Source organism: Paraburkholderia sp. GAS334 (assembly GCF_050436625.1).
Taxonomy (GTDB): domain Bacteria; phylum Pseudomonadota; class Gammaproteobacteria; order Burkholderiales; family Burkholderiaceae; genus Paraburkholderia.
Window position 1 is genome coordinate 1 of the sequence record NZ_JBNDMO010000015.1, and the last position, 17,885, is coordinate 17,885.

The following is a 17,885-nucleotide window of genomic DNA, read 5'->3' on the forward strand; positions in this document are numbered from 1 at the left end:
TGACCGCCGTCTGCGACAGTTTCATTTCGCGAGCCATCGTGCGCGTGCTCCAGTGAGTCGCTCCGACAGGCACGGACTCGAGCGTCTTCGCGATGACCCCATCGACGCGCGCGTCATCAATCGTCCTCGGTGCGCCGGGCCGTGGTGCATCGAGCAGTCCGTCCAGACGATGGATCACGAACCGCGCCCGCCACTTCGAAACCGTTTGCTGCGTGACCCGCTGTTTCGCCGCAACTGTCTTGTTGTCCATGCCATCGGCACAGGCCAACACGATGCGCGCCCGCAATGCCAGGGCCTGCGCGGTCTTGCGTCGCATCGTCAGCGCTTGCAGGTCTTCGCGCTCCGATTCGCTCAGCACGAGCTCCCCTTTGGGCCGTCCACTCATCGTTGCCTCCGCGTATCAAGTGCTACACAGAACACTTTAGTACGTGATCGGCATCATTCAATGAATTTTTAACTCAAGACACTAGATGTCGATACGTGAAGGGCGGTGAATCATGCCGCTTATCGTCTGGTGAATGGCGATGCCCCGAAGCAGCCGGCGAATCGCCTAAACTACAGAACCAACGGACACTGCCATCCCCGCGACGCTACTCCGCCATGGCGCATATCTTCTTCGCTGCTTCGATTCAGCGACATATCGCAACGCCCGAGCGCGAGATCGACGCGCGCACGCTGGGCGAAGCGCTCGAGGCCGTCTTCGCCGCGCAACCTCGACTACGCGGCTACATTCTTGACGATCAGGGCTCGCTGCGGCGGCATCTCGCAGTGTTTGTCGACGGGCGGCGGGTGCGCGACCGGCAACATCTGTCCGATGCGCTCGGCGAACAAAGCCGGGTTTACGTCGTACAGGCGCTGTCGGGCGGGTAAGGGGCCATCCGTACTCGAGCTTTGCATGGGACCAGAGTGCGAAGCATGGGACCGGAGTGCGAAGCATGGGACCGGAGTGCGAAGCATGGGACCGGAGTAAGTGCTGAAGCACTAACTCCGGTCGACATAAGCGCTGAAGCGCCAACTCTGGTCGAGCTTTGCATGGGACCAGAATAAGCGCTAAAGCGCTAACTCTGGTCGACACAGGAGACACTCGACATGAGCGATCGCTTGCTTGTCGCGACCCGCAAGGGTCTGTTCGTTCTGAAAGCCAATGGCGCGGGCGGCTGGGCGTTCGGTGAGTTGCATTTCGCCGGCGAGCCGGTGAGCATGGTGCTGCCTGATTCGCGCGACGGATCGCTGTATGCGGCGCTCACTCTTGGCCACTTCGGCGTGAAGCTGCATCGCCGGTGCGCGGGCATGGCGGATTGGGAAGAGTGCGCGGTTCCCGTCTACCCGCCGCAGCCTGCCGACGAGACGCGTGCCGGTGACGGCGTAAACGCGAATGCAGACACCGGCGCTGACACGAGCGCGGACAATGCGAGCGCTGCCACGCTCAGCCCGCCACCCCCTGCCTGGACGCTTCAACAAATCTGGTCGCTCGAAACCGGTGGCCCGGACGAGCCGGGCGTCTTGTGGGCCGGCACGATTCCCGGCGGGCTCTTCCGTTCCGGCGATGGCGGCGACACATGGGTGCTCAACCGTGCGCTGTGGGATCGCCCGGAGCGCCCCGAATGGTTCGGAGGCGGCTACGACGCGCCGGGCATCCATTCCGTGATGGTTGATCCGCGCGACAGCCGGCATGTGACAATCGGCGTATCGTGCGGCGGCGTCTGGCAGACCGCCGACGGGTGGATGGCCGGTTTGTCGTCACGCGCACACGCGACGGCGGCCGCACGTTCGACCGTTTCTCGAATGGCTTGCCGCCTGTACCGGCGTATGACCTCGTGTATCGGCACGGCCTCGCTGTAGATGACTCCGGCATGCGCCTCGCGATGGGGTCGACTACCGGCTCGCTATGGACGTCCGACGACGGCGGCGAGAGCTGGCAATTGATTTCAGCGCATTTGCCGCCTGTTTATTGTGTCCGGTTTGGATGAGGGTCTTCGCCAATCGAAGGCGGGCTTACAGTGAAGGGAGCCGACGAGCTTATACCCCTGTTACTGCTTCTCCGGCATGACCGATGAGTGATGACTTGTAATTAGCCATTGCGCCCCATCCCAGTGATAGGTGTAGGTGTAACGGGCCTTAACAACCGCTCCAGTTCTTGCGAAGGTGAATGTGTAAAGCCCAGCGTCCACGGCAGAATTGCACCCCAGTTCCACGTAGCGGAAATCAATCTTTCCGGACGGACGATCTTGTAGAAAGTGATGGAAGTAATCCTCTTTGTCAGCGACCGTCAAGCGCGGCTTGTTGGATACCGTTGGAAGAAGAATTGACCGCTCCGCATAGTTGGCGACCACCTTGTGCGGATCACCGGTTTGCAGCGACTGATTCCATCGATCAAACAACGCCGCAATCTCTTGCTCTGACGTGACCTTACAGCTTTCCGTGCGCGACAACGGCGCATTGTTCGACATGCCCTGGTTCGCGGCGCATCCGGCGAGCACGACCGCCAGGATAGCAATGGTAAATAGCTTCATGGCGGCACTTCTCCAGTCAGGAGGTGGGAGGACGGCATAACGCTTGAAGTATGGCCCGTCGACCTCATAGCGTCCCTGCTCCAGTTGGTGAAATGCCTCGTGGAGAAAGGCGCTTCAGGCTTCGTCAACACTTCGCTGGCGTCGTCTTCTCTTCCGCGTGCCCATGGAGTTCAGGTGGTGTCGCGTTACCGCCGTGCTGCTCCAGGAATTTGCATGCGTTGACGATGTCTTTCCCGAGCAGCATTGCGGCATTGTGATTGATGTGCGGACGGACCACTACCCGCAGGCTCTTCACTTCCTGCGCATTCGCCGGCATCGAATAGGCCGACAGCACCCAGCCCTTCTCACGCACCTTGTTCGAAACGTCGAACTCGTTGAAATTCTTGACCTTCGAGTCGAGCGTGACTGCCACGACCGGAATGCGCTGAGTCTCGTTCATGATCGTGAAAAAGCCGCTGTTTACCAGAAGATCGCGCAGTGCAATCGCGTTGTTCAGAGTGTGAGTCATCACGCGCTTGTAGCCGTCAAACCCGAGACGCAGGAACTGGTAGAACTGAACGGCAATCGGTGCGGCATTGCGGCTGAAATTCAGGGTCGCCGTGGGCATTTCGCCGCCAAGATAGTTCACGTAGAAGATCAGGTCTTCGTTGAATACCTTCCGTTCGCGGAACACGACCCAGCCGAGGCCCGGTGGCGTCAATCCGAACTTGTGGCCTGACGCATTGATCGACTGTACGCGAGGCAGGCGGAAATCCCACTTGTAGTCGGGGTAGAGGAACGGATTCACAAAACCGCCCGAGGCGCCGTCGATATGCATCGGAATCGAGATGCCCGTCTTCTTTTCGTAGGCGTCCAGCCAGTCGTGAATCTCCTGAATGTCGTCGTCCTCGCCAGTGAAGGTCTGACCCGCGATCGCAACGACTGCAATCGTATTCTCGTCGACGTACTTGTCGAGGTGCTCCGCGGTCAACCGATAGTTACCGGGCTTGAGCGGTACGATGCGCGGTTCGACATCGAAGTAGCGCAGAAACTTCTTCCACACGATCTGCACGTTGCCGCCCGTGACCATGTTCGGGCGCGTCGCGTCCTTGCCTGCTTTTTCGCGCGCCTGACGCCAGTTCCACTTGTGTGCCAGACCAGCCAGCATGCAGGCCTCGGATGAACCGATCGTCGCGGTGCCATACGGCTCGACACCTTCAGGACCATTCCACAGCTGATGCAGCCATCTCACCATGCGTGTTTCCATCGCGAAGGTTTGCGGATACATGTCATGGTCGATGTAGTTCTTGTACATATTGCGAGCCCCCGTTGCGATTGCTTCAGGCTCGGCATAAGTCGTCACGAACGACGACATGTTCAGCATCGGGTTGGCATCGGTCCATTCGTCGCTAGACACAAGTGCCGCGGCAGCCCGCGCGGACATGCCGGACCTCGGGAACTCGTGTTCGGGAATTTCGAAGTTAAACTCGTCGTAAGGCGTAATTTTCTCGACTGGTGTGGCCATTACCTTCTCCTATCCATGGATAAGTGGAACAAGAGTCCTGTCAAAGGACTTTGTTCTTATCGAGTTTTTGCCGGAAGATTCGCTATAGCGTTCGACGTTTAGTCGCTCTCATTGAGCGCCAGGTGCGGGCAAAGTAAAGAAGCTGAATCGGGGAGTCAGGTCAACAACATGATGATGACCATCCCCCAGATCGTCAGCAATGTATTGCCGACCGCGTAGGTGACGGTGTAACCCAGTCCCGGTACCTGACTCTTTGCAGCGTCGCAGATCATGCCCAGTGCGGCTGTCGTCGTTCTCGCCCCGGCGCAGATGCCGAGTAGCAGCGCCGGATGAAATTTGAAGACGTACTTCGCGATGAACATCCCGAGGATCAGCGGTACGGCCGTCGCGAAGATGCCCCAGAGAAACAGGCTGATGCCCAATTGCTGAAGGCCTCGAACGAAGCCAGGGCCAGCCGTTACGCCCACTACCGCGATGAAGACGTTCAGGCCGACGGAGTTCATGAACCAGATAGTCGGCTCAGGAATGCGCCCGAAGGTCGGATGAATCGCCCGCAGCCAGCCGAACACGATACCCGCGATCAGTGCACCGCCCGCCGTCGACAACGTGATCGGAACAGCGCCCACCTTGATCACGACCGCACCGATCAATGCCCCAAGCGTAATGGCAAAGCCGACGAAGGCGATGTCCGCGGCATTTGTCGGCCGGTCGAGCACACCGAGTGTCTTTGCTGCTGCAGTGGTGTCCTGCGTGCGCCCCACGAGCGTCACGGTATCGCCACGATGCAACTGGGTGTTAGGCAACACCGGGATTGGCGTTTCGGTCGCGCCGCGTTTGATCTTGCGAAGGAATACCCCGCGCGCGGCCGGCAGCGTCCCAAGTTCCCTGAGTGTCTTGCCTTCTACTTCCTTGTTCGTCACGTAGACGTCGACGCCTTCGGCAGGCACCGCAAGCAGTTCGGGATCGTCAACCTCGGCGCCCCGCGATCCCAGTACCTGGACGAGTTGCTCACGGCGCCCGATGACGGCAACCACGTCCCCCGGCTGCAGCACATCGTCGATCTTTGCCTCCTGCACGACGCCGCCGCGCCTGATGCGCTCAACGTACAGCCGCATCCCCTCGGGTGACGTCGCTTCCGCTTGCGCCACGGTCATGCCAACGACGGCACCCTGGTCCGCGATCCGATAGGCACGTAACGCGTACTGGTGCCACGCCTGACCTGCGCCACCCAGCTCCTTCTCTCCGCCGAACCTTGACTCGTATTCCTTGCATGCCGCAACCAGGTCGATGCCAAGCAGTTTGGGGCCGAGCGTCGCAAGGATCAACGCGGATCCGATAGTGCCGAATATGTAGGTCACGGCATAGGCGGTTGGCATTGCGTCCAGCAGACGCTTTGTCTCGTCGGCAGGCAGGCCCACGCGATTGATGGCGTCCGTGGCAAGGCCCATTGACGCAGAGATGGTCTGGGATCCCGCAAAGAGTCCTGCCGCTGAGCCGACGTCATATCCCGCGATTTTTGCCGCAACATAGGGCGCCGCCAGACACAGTACACATTGAACGACCGAAAAGATCGCTTGTGGCAAACCGTCCTTCGCAATCCCACGTACGAACTGTGGCCCGACGCCATATCCAACGGCGAACAGGAACATGAGGAAGAACACAGACTTGACGTTTGAGGAAATGACGATGCCCAACTGACCAATCGCAATGGCTGCAAGGAGGGTTGCCGTCACCGCCCCGAGGCTGAAGCCGCGATAACTCTTGCCGCCGACCCAGTATCCGACTCCCAGTGAGAGAAAGATGGCTATTTCCGGGTAACTACGCAATGTCGCTGTAAACCATGACATACGCACTCCTTCTGATTGATTGTTAGAAGGATCATTAACAGGTGGTGCGGGACTGGCGTGGTGATGTATTCAGGAAGGCGAGCGAATGGTGCGCGATGAACGCTGACTGTAAGATTGAAGTTATCAGTCTAGGATATAAATCGCCAAAATCCACTTAATCTTGCTGCTTGCGTCTCATATAGTAAGGTGGTCGCTACATTACTATGTGGTCGCATGAAGCGGACCAGAATTCGAGGCATAAGGATCCAATGAATCCATCGGAACGTATTGACCAGCTGATCGCAGCACTCACAGACTGGCGTGGCAAAACGTTTGCCAGCATCCGCAAAAGCATCCTTGCGGCCGACCGGGAGATAATCGAGGAATGGAAGTGGATGGGAAGCCCGGTGTGGTCTCACGACGGAATGATCGCGGTCGCCAACGCCCACAAGAACAAGGTGAAGCTTACCTTTGCCCACGGGGCGAGCCTGCCAGATCCTGACAAGCTGTTCAACGCGGGCCTCGAAGGCAACGCGAGACGAGCGATCGATTTTTTCGAGGGTGATAAGCTTAATGAGCTTGCTCTAAAAAATCTCGTCCGTGCCGCTGTTGACTACAATCAGATCAAGTTGAAGAAGAATGCCCCTGCGAGTACTCAAGCGAAAGTACCCAAAAGTAAAAGAACATGAAGCTATAGCTTTTTCTCGCGTGTGTCTCGCTGACTCGGGTCCGCCGTTTCATCGGGCGTGCATGCCAGGATTCCTCCAGGATACCGACGGAGGCCACGATGTGGACCTGTCGAAACTGCAATGCGGGATTCACCTTGGATCAGGTTGAGGCGGAAGTCGATGAGCAAGGATTTTTCTTCCTCTGTCCAGCATGTGACTACAGAAATAAGGTCGTGAGCCTCGGCCGGGACGCGAACGGGAATCTCCAGCTTGTCCAACGCGACGACGAATAGAGCAATCGTTTGGAGACAGCCATGCATTTCGACTACCAGCAGTTCCACATCAACGCGTCGCCGCTTGATGAAGGCGGCCACTACTATGCCCGCGCGAAGATCTACCGGCGCGCCTCGGTGGGCGGCGAGGCCGTCGAGGTGAAGTATTCGGGCGACCTCGGCGACTATCGCTCCGACGCGGATGCTATTGAGGCGGCGAGGCGCTGGGCGATCAAGTGGTGCGACGAGAACCCGGCTTAGGCCGCGCGCCATGATTCATCGAGAATCCCGGTGGAGACTGATATGGCCGAAGGGAACGAGCGATTTGAAGAGCACAAAGGTTTCACTATCCGGGTCCTGGTTGTTCCGGAGTATGCGCCGCACCCACCAGACATCCGGTTCGGGTATGTCGGATACGTTTGTCGCCCCAGCGCCGATATTCGCTATTCGCCTAGCAGGGTGAATTTCTCTCACGCGATACCTGACCTGCCCGATGCAGAGGCCGCGGAGCAAGCGGGGTTTGCCGAAGGGCGGTCGATCATCGACGGGTCGCATCCGGACCTGTCGGTTGATGGTCTGTAATTTCGCGCGTCGCCCTCCGACAAAGCGCCGGTCAACGATCGAATGCGGCAATGAGGCCCGTGCGCTCATCGAGAAGCAGTCGGCCTGCACGTGGACCACCGTCAAGATCGAGGAATCCATTCAGCGACCCTGCAACCGCATCGGCAGAGCCATTGCCGATGCGCGGCACGCCCCAGTTGTCCTCGATGAAGCGAATGATGGAGGACTGGTCGGTCACCTGATGGTCGATGTAGTTGGTCTTCGCCCACGGAGAGATCACCAGCAACGGCAGCCGCGGGCCGTAGCCGCAGCGGCCATTCTGTGCGCCGCCCGCAGGGTCGCTCTGCTGTGGCTGACCACAGCTTCCCGGGGCCAGCAGTTGATCGTCAACCGTGCTGGACTGGTAAACCACCGGCCCCATCACGTGGTCGTACCAGCCGTCGGAATCGTCGTAAGCAATCACGATCACAGTCTCGCGCCACTCCGGTGAGCGCATGACGTCGTTGACGACGCTCACGATAAAGGTTTGCTCGTCCAGTGGATCGGAATATCCGGCGTGCCCGTCCTGGAATGCCCGCGCTTTCAGGAAGCTCACCGCCGGCAGGTTGTGATTCGCGAGCGCAGTGTGAAACCGGCTCAGGTCGTACTGATGGTTTGCCTGGTCAGTCTTGCCGATCGCTGCATCGGACCCCGGCGGCAGGTGGCCCGCGTTCTGCGTGCTCTTCCAATACTGAAAGAATGCGTGGTGCGGTATGTAGTCGGCGCCGGCGCTACTGCCCGATACGTTGTTATGGGCAAGCGTGCAGTTGTCAAAGCCGCCCATGAACGCGCCCCAGGTGATGCCTGATGCGTTCAGGCGGTCGCCAATGTTCTCGCCAGACATGACGATCTGAGCTCGCTTGGGATTTGAGCAGACATCGCCTGCCGGATCCGGATCGCCGATGACTGCTCCACTCGTGGACCCGTTGGCTATATTGCCGCTCGCCGACATGCCATTGGTGACTGTTCCCATCCAGGTCGTGCCTGCGACGAGATTCAGGAGGCCAGGGGTTGACGGACCGAAGCTCGTTCCGAACGAGTTGTCGCTCATGGCGTAGTGCTGGGCGTAGTTCCACAGCGCAGTCACCGTGTTGCCGTCGTAGTAACCGAGCGTGCTGTTTGCCCCGATGTTTGCGTCTTTGCAGCTGTGCGCGAGGAAACGATCCATGAGCCCGCTGTGAAATGCGTACTGCTCGTCCGCGTAGCCGTGATCCTGATCGCAGGTCACCGGCACGCTGCGGTCAATGCGAAACGGATTCGCCCCATTGGGGTTGTGAGCAAGCAAACCTGCGCTCAACAGCGTGTTGGCCCTCGGGGTGTCGTCCCGCGCCTTTTCGAAGAAGCGCGAGCCATCCTTGTTTGGATGTGCATAAGGATAGGTGCCGAAGTAGTGATCGAAGGAAACGTTCTCCTGAAAGATCACAACAACGTGTTTAACAGGCGTCCGGGTGGGCAGGTCTCCATCGGCTCTGGCGGGAATGGACGCCAGCAGTCCAGCGCTCACAATGACCGCCAGTATCCTGGCCGACGTAACATACCGGGGCTTCAGCGTTTCCATGTGCGGATTCTCCTGGATCGATTGGCAATCACGGGGGGAAAGATTCTGGCAAACAGCTTGTCGAAACGATCGATGACGCGGCGGTCAATGCGAGAGCGCTGGACTCAGCGTAGGCAGGGGGTATGACACTTGAGTGACGTTCGCGCCAACTTGTGGCCAGGATTGCGTGCCACCACACGGACGAGCATCTTCAGAAAGCGGTAAGCGTTTCGCGAAATGCTGAAGCCAGCGAAGGGACGCCGCCTATACGCGAAGTGCGCAAGGCACGGAAAAAGTCCGATACGCCGCGCCTTGCGCAAGCCCTGCGTGAGTATCGTACCCACCCGGGCGGTGTCGGACTGCAGCACATCCGGCTACAATTCTCGAGCCGCGCGGGCGGGTACGAGCCATCATCCTCACATCGCCATATTGCTGGAAGGTGACGGAAAAATTACTGTGGCCTGCAGCCACCTGGCGAATCTGCCCGACTCTTCCGGGAGGCGCCGTCGCAGATGCGAACGCCGCTACGACCCGCCGGATTCACGATTGCTCCAGGGAAAGGGTGATCCTCTCCCCGCCGTCCGGAATTCGCACTTTCTCGATTGCCTGCCGGAGTCGTCGCTTGCCGGGTTCGAAGGCGAGAAGGCGTTGACGCGACCGGCATGCCACTCATGGCGCCGCGCCGTCGCCCTGTTTTTTGTGCTGCGACGCCATCCGCTCCTGCTGGGCGGGGGGCACTGGATCGTAGTGGCTGAGCTGGATGTTGTAGTTGCCGTGCCCGCCAGCGATGGCGTTCAGACGCGACTGATAGTCGTTGAGTTCGGACAAGGGCACTTGCCCCGCAACGACCACAGCGTTGCCGGCGGCCGTACGTGTGCCATGGACCTGCCCGCGCTTCGCGGACAGATCGCCGATAACGTCACCCATCACGGCTTCCGGCGTCATCACCTCGATGTCCACGATGGGTTCGAGCAGGATGGGTTGGGCTTTCAGCACCGCATCGATGAAGGCCTTGCGCCCGGCGGAGACGAATGCCACTTCCTTGGAGTCGACTGAATGGCTCTTGCCGTCGAAGACGGTGACTCGCACGTCCTGCATCGGGAAACCGGCAAGCGGCCCGCTGTCGATGACCTGCAGGATGCCTTTTTCCACGGCGGGCATGAACTGACCGGGGATGGCGCCGCCCTTGACGGCGTCGACGAACTCGAAACCCGTGCCTCGCGGCAATGGCTCCACGCGTAGCATCACTTCGCCGAATTGCCCGGCGCCGCCGGTTTGCTTCTTGTGACGACAATGCCCCTCGGCTTTGGCGCCGATGGTTTCCCGATAGGCGATCTTCGGTGGCCGCGTCGCGACCTCGAGCTTGTACTGCTCGGATAGTCGCTCCAGCATGAGGCGCAGGTGCAACTCGCCCAGGCCTCGCACCACCGTCTCGTTGGTCCCGACCGGGTGTTCGATGCGCAGGCACGGGTCTTCCGCACTCAGCTTTTGCAGAATCTCCCAGAGGCGCTGCTCGTTGCCCCGGCGCGCAGGCTCGATCGCCAGCCCATAGATGGGCGTGGGGAAGTCGAGCGGGGTCAGGTGGATGTCGCCGTCCTCGGGGGCGTCATGCAGCACGGCATCGAAGCCGATCTCGTCGACCTTGGCCGTGGCGCAGATATCGCCTGGACCGGCTTGCTGGACGTCCACGTGCTCTTTGCCCTGCAGCATCATCAGATGGGCGACCCTGAATGGCTGGCGCCCGTCACCGATATAGAGCTGGCTATCGCGCCTGATCGTGCCCTGATGGATGCGAAACACGGCCATCTTGCCGATGTAAGGGTCCATGACGATCTTGAAGGCGTGGGCCAGTACATGCTTGTCGGCGACCGGTTCGGCGCGCACGACTTCCTGGCGGCCGCCCGCATCGCGGTAGAAGAGCGGCGGGTTGCCTTCCATGGGATTCGGCAGAAGCCGGGCGAACACATCGAGCAATTCCGCGATGCCGGCGCCGTTGGCCGCCGACGTGAAGCAGATCGGCACCAGATGACCTTCGCGCAGCGCCCGCTCGAAGGGCTCGTGCAACTGTTCCGGGTTGATGGCCTCGCCTTGCTCCAGGTAAAGTTCCATCAGGGCGGGGTCGATCTCGATCACTTGATCGACCAGCGCATTGTGCGCAGCAGCAACAGACAGGAAATCGGCCTCCCCCGCAGGGTTGAAAAAGCAATCCACCACCTGGCGGCCGCTCTGCGCCGGCAGGTTGATCGGCAGGCATCCCATGCCGAAGGTCTCCTGGATTTGCGTCAGAAGCGCCGGAAGGTCGACCTTCTCGCCATCGATACCGTTCACGATGATCATTCTGCAGAGCTTGCGTTCCTCCGCCCACGCCATCATGCGCCGGGTGGTCAGTTCGATGCCGGTCTGTGCATTGATGACGATGGCGGCAGTCTCCACGGCAGGCAGGACACTGATCGACAGCCCGGAAAAGTCCGGATAGCCGGGCGTATCCAGCAGATAGATGCGTGTCTCCCGGTGATGCAGGTGGACGACGGCGGAGTTCAGCGAGTGGTGATATTTGCGCTCGAGCGGGTCGAAATCGCAGACCGTGGTGCCGCGCTCCACGCTGCCGGGCGCGTGTAACGCGCCGCCCTGGTACAGCAGCGCTTCGACAAGTGATGTCTTGCCGCATCTGGCATGCCCGACCAGGGCGATGGTACGGATGGCGTCGGGGCTGTAACGCATGGCCGCCCTCGTCCAGTAGTGGATGTGGGGCCATTATTCGCGAAAACGGACCTGCGTGCCATACCGGGTAATCGTCCCACTCGCTGTCACGCTCGCGCAGTCACAGCGCTGCCGTCAGCATGTTTTTCACACGCGAGCGAAAGCGAACTATCCTTAAGGAATCTTGCGCAATAATCTCCCGTTTCCTTCCTTCCAGAGGAGGTGCGTCATGTCAATGTCTGCCACTCTCCAGGACTGCCTGCTCAGCAAGGGCTCCCAGTACGAAATCGTGCATCATCCGCACAGCCATTCAAGCATCGAAACCGCGGCGGCAGCGCATATTCCCGGCGACCGCCTCGCCAAGACAGTGCTTCTTGAAGACGAGTACGGCTATGTGGCGGCTGTGCTGCCATCGACCTACGCCGTGCGCCTGTCCGAGCTTTGGGCAAAGACCGGACGCCGCCTCCTGCTAGCCAAAGAGGTCGATCTGCGGGAACTGTTCAAGGATTGCGACGCGGGAGCGCTTCCGCCGGTATGTACGGCCTATGGCATGCGAACTTATCTTGATGAGAGCCTCGCCCGGCAGCCGGACGTCTATTTCGAGGCCGGCGATCATGAAGCGCTGATTCACATGGGTACGGATCAATTCCTGGATCTGATGGACCGGGCCGAGCGGGCACACTTCGCCCGTCGCATGCACGGTTCACCCGCTTGACTGGCGCCCGCCTGATGCGGCAAGGCTTGCGCAGTGCGGCATAAATGGCGCTGCGTCACCCAACCTATGCGCGAGGCAGATCATGCAACGCAGCGATACGGTCTTGAAGCAGGTGCTGGCAGCCTTCGAACACGAATCACACCTGAAGCTCCCAAATCATCCCATTCATATGAGTTTCGACGGCGATGCCTTGACCGTGGCAGGCGAGGTGCCGGATATCGCCTCCAAGAAACGCCTTCTCCAGTTGACCCAGATACACAGCGAAGGAAAGCGTCTGGTCGACCAGTTGCGTGTCACCGTCAACCCGCCGGTCGCCGATGGCGAGCTCCGCACACGTATCTGTGAACGGCTGGCGCAGGCGGTGGATTTCCGCAACTGCGTGATCTGTGCGCGCGTCAAGGGCCAGCTCGAAGTGCTGCGCGGCACCATGGACCAGGCGGGCAACGACGGCAGCGGCGTCGTCGAAGTGACGGTCGAGGACGGTGTGGTGACGTTGACGGGGCAGGTGATCAGCCTGTCTCACAGGCGCCTCGCGAGTGTGACGGCCTGGTGGGTCGGCGGCTGCCGCGACGTGGTGAACCTGCTGGAGCTGGTGCCCGCCGAAGCGGACGGCGACGATGAAATTTCCGAGGCCTTACACCTGGTGCTCGAAACCGATCAGCGTGTGCGCGCCGAGCAGATCACCATCAATGTGGAAAACCACAGGATCACGCTAGCAGGCTGGGTGCCGACCGAAGCTGAAAGACGGCAGGCGGAACAGGACGCCTGGTGTCTGGATGCTATCGAGGGCGTCGTCAATCGCATCCAGGTGCGGGCCTGATCTGGCTGCAGACCCGCGCAGGGCAATGAGTGCGCGCAAGATTCTGTCTGGCGTGGTGATGGCCGTGTTGTCCGGAGGATGCCTGGCTGCGGATGCGGCGAGTTCGTGTTCTCCGGCGTTGTCCGAGGTCGATGTCAAAGACGGCCTCAAGGTACAGGCCGATTGCGGGATCCCCGTCCGAACCCTCAACCGCATGACCACTGGGTTGAACCGCGCGGTGAAGGGCGCCAGACTCTCCAGTGCCCAGATGGTCTCGCTCGCGAGAGCCGCCAACGTAATACTGGGTGCCGTACAGGCGCAATCGGGCCGCATCGGGCGCAGGACCGATGCCGCGTTCGCCAACATCGAACCGCTAATCGAGCGCCTTGCCGGGCAAATCACGGCGCGGCCTGACGCAGACGTGGTAGCCGAAGCCCGGAAATGGGCCGCACGTTATGAGGATCTGCTGCGCAGAGCTTCGATCGCACGGAGTTCCGATCCTCTTGAACTGCAGATATACGAAGCGCTCGAGCGCTTCGATCTGGATGGTGCATCGCAGCTACTGACGAGGCTGCTTGCCGAAAAACAGGAGGCCGCGCAGGTGTTCGCGGCGCGTTGTTATGAGGCTGGCGAAATCGGGTTGCTGCGCTTTACGCCGCAGGATGCACTGCCGTATCTGGAAAAGGCCTACGCGTTGCAACCGGAAGACACCGACACTGCGACTGCATTTTCCGACACTTTGCAAGAGCAACGCGAGTTTGAACGTGCGGAACCGGTTTACCGCGCGCTGCTGTCGCGCTATCAGGTGCTTGCGCAGGAGAAGCCCGCAGCGTGGCAACCCCAGATTGCGAGCACGCTCGACAAGCTTGGCAACCTCTACGTCGGGATGCAAAGGCCGAAAGAGGCGGAGGTCGCCTGGCTGCGGGCGCTGGATATCTATTGGCTACTGGCGCAACAGAACCCGGTGGCCTACGGGCCCGCTGTGGCAGAAACCTTCGACAACCTCGGCGCCCTGTATCGCGACACACAGCGCCTGAAGGAGGCGGCGGATGCCTACCGCGAAGCGCTGGATATCGATCGTGCATTGGCCTCGCGTGCCCCCGCGACCTACAAGCCCGATATCGCGACGACGCTCAACGATCTCGGCATCCTGTACGGCGCCACACAACGCATGAGCGATGCGGAGCAGGCGTATCGCGAGGCGCTGGACATCCAGCGGGCTCTCGTGCGAGGCAATCCCGCGGCCTGGCGCCCGGCGCTCGCGCGTACGCTCAACAACCTCGGGAACCTCTATAGCGCGACGCAGCAACGCCACGAAGCAGAGCACGCCTATAAGGAAGCGCTCACGATCCGGCAGCAGCTTGCCCGGGAGAGTCCAGCACTCTATCGGCCCGACGTGGCACGCACGCTCACCAATCTTGGCGCGCTCTATCGTGCCACGCAACGGCCGAAGGAGGCACAGCAGGCTTATCAGGACGCGTTGCAGATCTATCGGGCGCTCGCGCGGGAAAACGTCACTGCCTACCAGCCGGACGAAGCACGGACGCTGAACAATCTGGGTGTCCTTTTCAGTCACAGCGGGCACCCACACGAGGCGGAAGACGCCTACCGGCACGCACTGGACCTTTACCGGACCCTGTCGCGAGATAGTCCTGTGGCCTACCGTCAGGATGAAGCGCGGACACTCGGCAATCTGAGTTCGCTCCTCAGCCAGATCCAGCGACCGCGTGAGGCCGAGCAGGCGAGGCGTGAAGCAGCCCGTCTTCTCGACACAACGGAAGCGCCGTAGATCGCCCGGCAAACCGCCTTTGGGTTACGTGCGTTTTCGGGGCGGCACCCTGCGCCAGGTCAGCAGCACCACCAGAGCGAACATCACATAAGAGAGCGTAAACACCCAGACCGGCACATCGTAATAGAGCAGGCGGCTCACCCAGCGCTGGATGAAACCTTGCGGCCCAACCGAGCTGTTGCGCAGCCAGTCTTCCAGCACGGTCAGGGGGCAGGCTACACCCAGCAGCGACAAGGTCGACACCAGGCCGATCGCGAACAGATGAGCGAGCCGGAACAGCCGATGGCGTACCCATTCCCAATCGAGGCTCGAGCCAACCCAGATCGCCGCGAGTCCGCCCACGATAAAAAGCGCGAGCAGCGCGTGCATCACGAGCACCGCATCGGCGAGCCAGATCATGATGTCCTCACACCATCCGTGGCGAACTTCAGACTGGTTTTTGTGCGATGCCGCGATGCGCGCCGCGCCCTGGCGCGGTATCAGATATAGACTGAAACAGGACCTGTATCCGGGTTGCGGCATCGAGTGACCCGTACATGGGCGGGTCCGCGCGATTCACAATCATCGGAGGCGCAAATGGCAACTGCAATTATCACCCCCCGGAACGACGGCCCGTACTACATCAAGGGTGACTTCAAGATTACCACCCAGGGCGGAAAAAATATCGAGGTGGATAAGGATGAGGTCTGGCTATGTCGATGTGGCCACTCGCAGAACAAGCCATTCTGCGACGGTTCACACAGGAAGGCCGAGTTCAAAAGCAATCTTGACGAAAAGCCGCAGGAGGGAGAAACGCCCTGATGCATCCGTTGTTGTAGGCAGGTTCGGCGCGAGCTTCGCACATTGCGTCAAGGACGCGAGGTGAACCGTTGGTTCAGCACGGGCCGGGCTCATGCCCGGCGGCGCGCTTGTCTCTCATGGAAATCCCGCATGGAACTTGTATCGCCGTGAAAGGCGAAAGAAGGATTCGCTCCCCTAGAATCGCCCCATCGATGCAGACAGGCGGCATTCCGCCGCGCCAGACAATAACGGAGACTATCGATGACCCCTAGCTTTCGCACGCTGCGCCATGTCGCCATTGCTTCCAGTTTGCTGTTCGGCCTTGCGTCGCAGAACGCGACGGCAGCCGACGGCGGGAAGATTACGATCATGGTCGGCGGCATCACGAAGCTGATTTATTTGCCGGCGCGCCTGACCGAACAGCTCGGCTATTTCAAGGATGAAGGGCTCGACGTCGAACTGCTGTCGCAGCCGGCCGGCGTCGACGCTGAAAACGAACTGCTGGCCGGCGCCGTTCAGGCTGTCGTCGGTTTCTACGACCATACGATCGATCTGCAAACCAAAGGCAAGGACGTCAAGGCGATCGTCGTGTTTGGCCAGGTGCCGGGCGAGGTCGAAATGGTGTCGACCAAAGCGGCCGAAACGGTCAAATCGATGGCCGACGTCAAGGGCAAGACGCTCGGTGTCACTGGCCTCGGTTCCTCGACAAGCTTCCTTACGCAATACCTTGCCGGACAGCACGGCATCCAGTCGACGGAATACACAATGCTGCCGGTGGGCGCTGACGCCAGCTTTATCGCGGCGATTAAGCAAGGTCGCATCGACGCCGGCATGACGACCGAGCCGACCGTCTCGGCACTGCAAAAGTCCGGCGACGCGAAGGTGCTCGTCGACATGCGCTCGGTGGAAGGCACGAAGGCGGCACTGGGCGGCACCTACCCGGCCTCGAGCCTCTATGTCCAGGCGGCATGGGCCGATTCTCACAAGGCTGAAGCAGCAAAGCTTGCGCACGCGTTCGTTCGCACGATGCAGTTTATCCACACGCATAGCGCGGAAGAAATTGCAGCGAAGATGCCTGACGACTATCAGAAAGACAAGCCGCTTTATGTGAGCGCGCTGAAAGCGTCGCTGCCGATGTTCACGGCGGACGGAAAGATGCCTGCGGACGGTCCGGAGATGGTGCTGAAGGTGCTGTCGGCTTTCAATCCGTCGGTCAAAGGCAAGCATATCGAACTGGCAAAAACCTACACCAACGAGTTCGTCAGTTCGAAATAAATCGGCGCCTGCCGGCTGCGGTTGTCTATCTGTTGCAGCCTGATTTCGTTGCGCTTCCGGTGCCGCCTTCGCGGCACCGGCCACTACCATGGACGTTCCCGATGAACCACGCTGTTTCCAGCGACGCCCCGGTGATCGAGTTCCAGTCGGTCTCATGTCGCTTTATTTCTCCGGACGGCAAGGCGACGGTCGCATTGCGCGATTTCAGCATGTCGGTCGCGAAAGGCGAGTTCGTGGCGGTGGTCGGGCCGACCGGCTGCGGCAAATCCACCACGCTCAGCATGATTACCGGGCTCCTCAAGCCGACCACCGGCGAGGTGCGCGTGATGGGCGCGCCGGTGGACGGCATCGATCCGCGCATCGGCTTTGTGTTTCAGGCCGATGCCGTGTTTCCGTGGCGTTCGGTGCTCGATAACGTCGCAGCCGGGCCGCTGTATCGCGGCCGTTCGAAATCGGCCGCGCACGACGAAGCCAATGAATGGCTGCGTCGCGTCGGGCTCGAGAAGTTTGGCAGGCACTATCCGCATCAGCTATCGGGCGGGATGCGAAAGCGCGTCGCGCTCGCGCAGACCTTCATCAACAAGCCGGAAATCCTGCTGATGGACGAGCCGTTCTCCGCGCTCGACATGCAGACCCGCACGCTGATGCAGGACGAATTGCTGCAGTTGTGGTCGGGCAATGCAGGATCGGTGGTGTTCGTCACGCACGATCTCGAGGAGGCGATCGCGCTGGCCGATCGAGTGTTCGTGTTGACTGCACGGCCCGCCACGCTGAAGAAGGTGTACGAGATCGATCTGCCACGTCCGCGTATTACATCGGAGATCCGCTACGAGCCGCGCTTCATCGAAATTTCGCGCGATATCTGGCATGACCTGCGCGAAGAAGTGCAGATCGCCTGACACAACCT

At 60.5% G+C, this 17,885-nt stretch carries 17 protein-coding genes and 1 pseudogene; 11 read left to right on the forward strand and 7 right to left on the reverse strand.

Annotation, left to right across the window (positions count from 1 at the left end):
- The coding region (locus tag P3T21_RS24325) for a helix-turn-helix domain-containing protein (protein WP_429258513.1) at positions 1-385 on the reverse strand (385 nt) is incomplete at its 3' end.
- 215 nt (positions 386-600) lie between these two features.
- Here P3T21_RS24325 and P3T21_RS24330 point away from each other — a divergent pair.
- Together P3T21_RS24330 and P3T21_RS24335 are read left to right on the forward strand one after the other, a co-directional pair.
- On the forward strand, positions 601-870 hold the full coding sequence (locus P3T21_RS24330) for a MoaD/ThiS family protein (protein WP_429258514.1): 270 nt from the start codon (positions 601-603) through the stop codon (positions 868-870).
- 219 nt (positions 871-1,089) lie between these two features.
- Positions 1,090-1,970 (forward strand): annotated as a pseudogene (locus tag P3T21_RS24335) (WD40/YVTN/BNR-like repeat-containing protein).
- A gap of 60 nt (positions 1,971-2,030) precedes the next feature.
- On the opposite strand, the gene P3T21_RS24340 reads toward P3T21_RS24335, so the two are convergent.
- The 3 genes from P3T21_RS24340 to aspT form a co-directional block, all read right to left on the reverse strand.
- Positions 2,031-2,513 (reverse strand): DUF4440 domain-containing protein, encoded by a 483-nt coding sequence (locus P3T21_RS24340; RefSeq protein ID WP_429258515.1) that lies wholly within the window; start codon positions 2,511-2,513, stop codon positions 2,031-2,033.
- 124 nt (positions 2,514-2,637) lie between these two features.
- Positions 2,638-4,017: a glutamate decarboxylase gene (locus P3T21_RS24345; protein WP_429258516.1), complete on the reverse strand. Its 1,380-nt coding sequence runs from the start codon at positions 4,015-4,017 to the stop codon at positions 2,638-2,640.
- A 155-nt stretch (positions 4,018-4,172) separates the two neighbouring features.
- Entirely contained in the window at positions 4,173-5,864 is a 1,692-nt protein-coding gene (aspT, locus tag P3T21_RS24350; protein WP_429258517.1) for an aspartate-alanine antiporter, read from the reverse strand.
- Between the two features lie 248 nt (positions 5,865-6,112).
- Here aspT and P3T21_RS24355 point away from each other — a divergent pair, with 248 nt between their 5' ends.
- The 3 genes from P3T21_RS24355 to P3T21_RS24365 all read left to right on the forward strand — a co-directional run bounded on the left by P3T21_RS24355 (position 6,113) and on the right by P3T21_RS24365 (position 7,365).
- A complete protein-coding gene (locus P3T21_RS24355; RefSeq protein ID WP_429258518.1) occupies positions 6,113-6,532 on the forward strand; it encodes a DUF1801 domain-containing protein in 420 nt (139 codons plus the stop codon).
- 293 nt (positions 6,533-6,825) lie between these two features.
- Positions 6,826-7,044, forward strand: coding sequence for a hypothetical protein (locus P3T21_RS24360; protein WP_429258519.1), 219 nt, complete (start codon positions 6,826-6,828; stop codon positions 7,042-7,044).
- 42 nt (positions 7,045-7,086) lie between these two features.
- A complete protein-coding gene (locus P3T21_RS24365; RefSeq protein ID WP_429258520.1) occupies positions 7,087-7,365 on the forward strand; it encodes a hypothetical protein in 279 nt (92 codons plus the stop codon).
- A 31-nt stretch (positions 7,366-7,396) separates the two neighbouring features.
- On the opposite strand, the gene P3T21_RS24370 is transcribed toward P3T21_RS24365, so the two are convergent.
- Both P3T21_RS24370 and fusA read right to left on the reverse strand, forming a co-directional pair.
- Positions 7,397-8,941, reverse strand: coding sequence for a phospholipase C (locus tag P3T21_RS24370; protein WP_429258521.1), 1,545 nt, complete (start codon positions 8,939-8,941; stop codon positions 7,397-7,399).
- 648 nt (positions 8,942-9,589) lie between these two features.
- Positions 9,590-11,641, reverse strand: coding sequence for an elongation factor G (fusA, locus tag P3T21_RS24375; RefSeq protein ID WP_429258522.1), 2,052 nt, complete (start codon positions 11,639-11,641; stop codon positions 9,590-9,592).
- A 208-nt stretch (positions 11,642-11,849) separates the two neighbouring features.
- Between fusA and P3T21_RS24380 the strand changes: the two genes are divergently transcribed.
- The 3 genes from P3T21_RS24380 (at position 11,850) to P3T21_RS24390 (ending at position 14,923) form a co-directional block, all read left to right on the forward strand.
- On the forward strand, positions 11,850-12,335 hold the full coding sequence (locus P3T21_RS24380; protein WP_429258523.1) for an aminoacyl-tRNA deacylase: 486 nt from the start codon (positions 11,850-11,852) through the stop codon (positions 12,333-12,335).
- Between the two features lie 82 nt (positions 12,336-12,417).
- The gene (locus tag P3T21_RS24385) at positions 12,418-13,155 is read left to right on the forward strand and encodes a BON domain-containing protein (RefSeq protein WP_429258524.1); all 738 of its coding nucleotides are present in this window, start codon (positions 12,418-12,420) and stop codon (positions 13,153-13,155) included.
- 25 nt (positions 13,156-13,180) lie between these two features.
- Positions 13,181-14,923 (forward strand): tetratricopeptide repeat protein, encoded by a 1,743-nt coding sequence (locus P3T21_RS24390; protein WP_429258525.1) that lies wholly within the window; start codon positions 13,181-13,183, stop codon positions 14,921-14,923.
- Positions 14,924-14,947: 24 nt separating this feature from the next.
- Here the strand turns inward: P3T21_RS24390 and P3T21_RS24395 are convergent, their stop codons facing one another.
- On the reverse strand, positions 14,948-15,322 hold the full coding sequence (locus tag P3T21_RS24395) for a DUF2784 domain-containing protein (protein WP_429258526.1): 375 nt from the start codon (positions 15,320-15,322) through the stop codon (positions 14,948-14,950).
- A gap of 177 nt (positions 15,323-15,499) precedes the next feature.
- On the opposite strand from P3T21_RS24395, the gene P3T21_RS24400 reads away from it, so the two are divergent.
- The 3 genes from P3T21_RS24400 to P3T21_RS24410 all read left to right on the forward strand — a co-directional run bounded on the left by P3T21_RS24400 (position 15,500) and on the right by P3T21_RS24410 (position 17,877).
- Entirely contained in the window at positions 15,500-15,724 is a 225-nt protein-coding gene (locus P3T21_RS24400; RefSeq protein WP_429258527.1) for a CDGSH iron-sulfur domain-containing protein, read from the forward strand.
- A 240-nt stretch (positions 15,725-15,964) separates the two neighbouring features.
- Positions 15,965-16,978: an ABC transporter substrate-binding protein gene (locus P3T21_RS24405; RefSeq protein ID WP_429258528.1), complete on the forward strand. Its 1,014-nt coding sequence runs from the start codon at positions 15,965-15,967 to the stop codon at positions 16,976-16,978.
- Between the two features lie 101 nt (positions 16,979-17,079).
- A complete protein-coding gene (locus tag P3T21_RS24410) occupies positions 17,080-17,877 on the forward strand; it encodes an ABC transporter ATP-binding protein (protein WP_429258529.1) in 798 nt (265 codons plus the stop codon).
- Positions 17,878-17,885 lie beyond the last annotated feature (8 nt).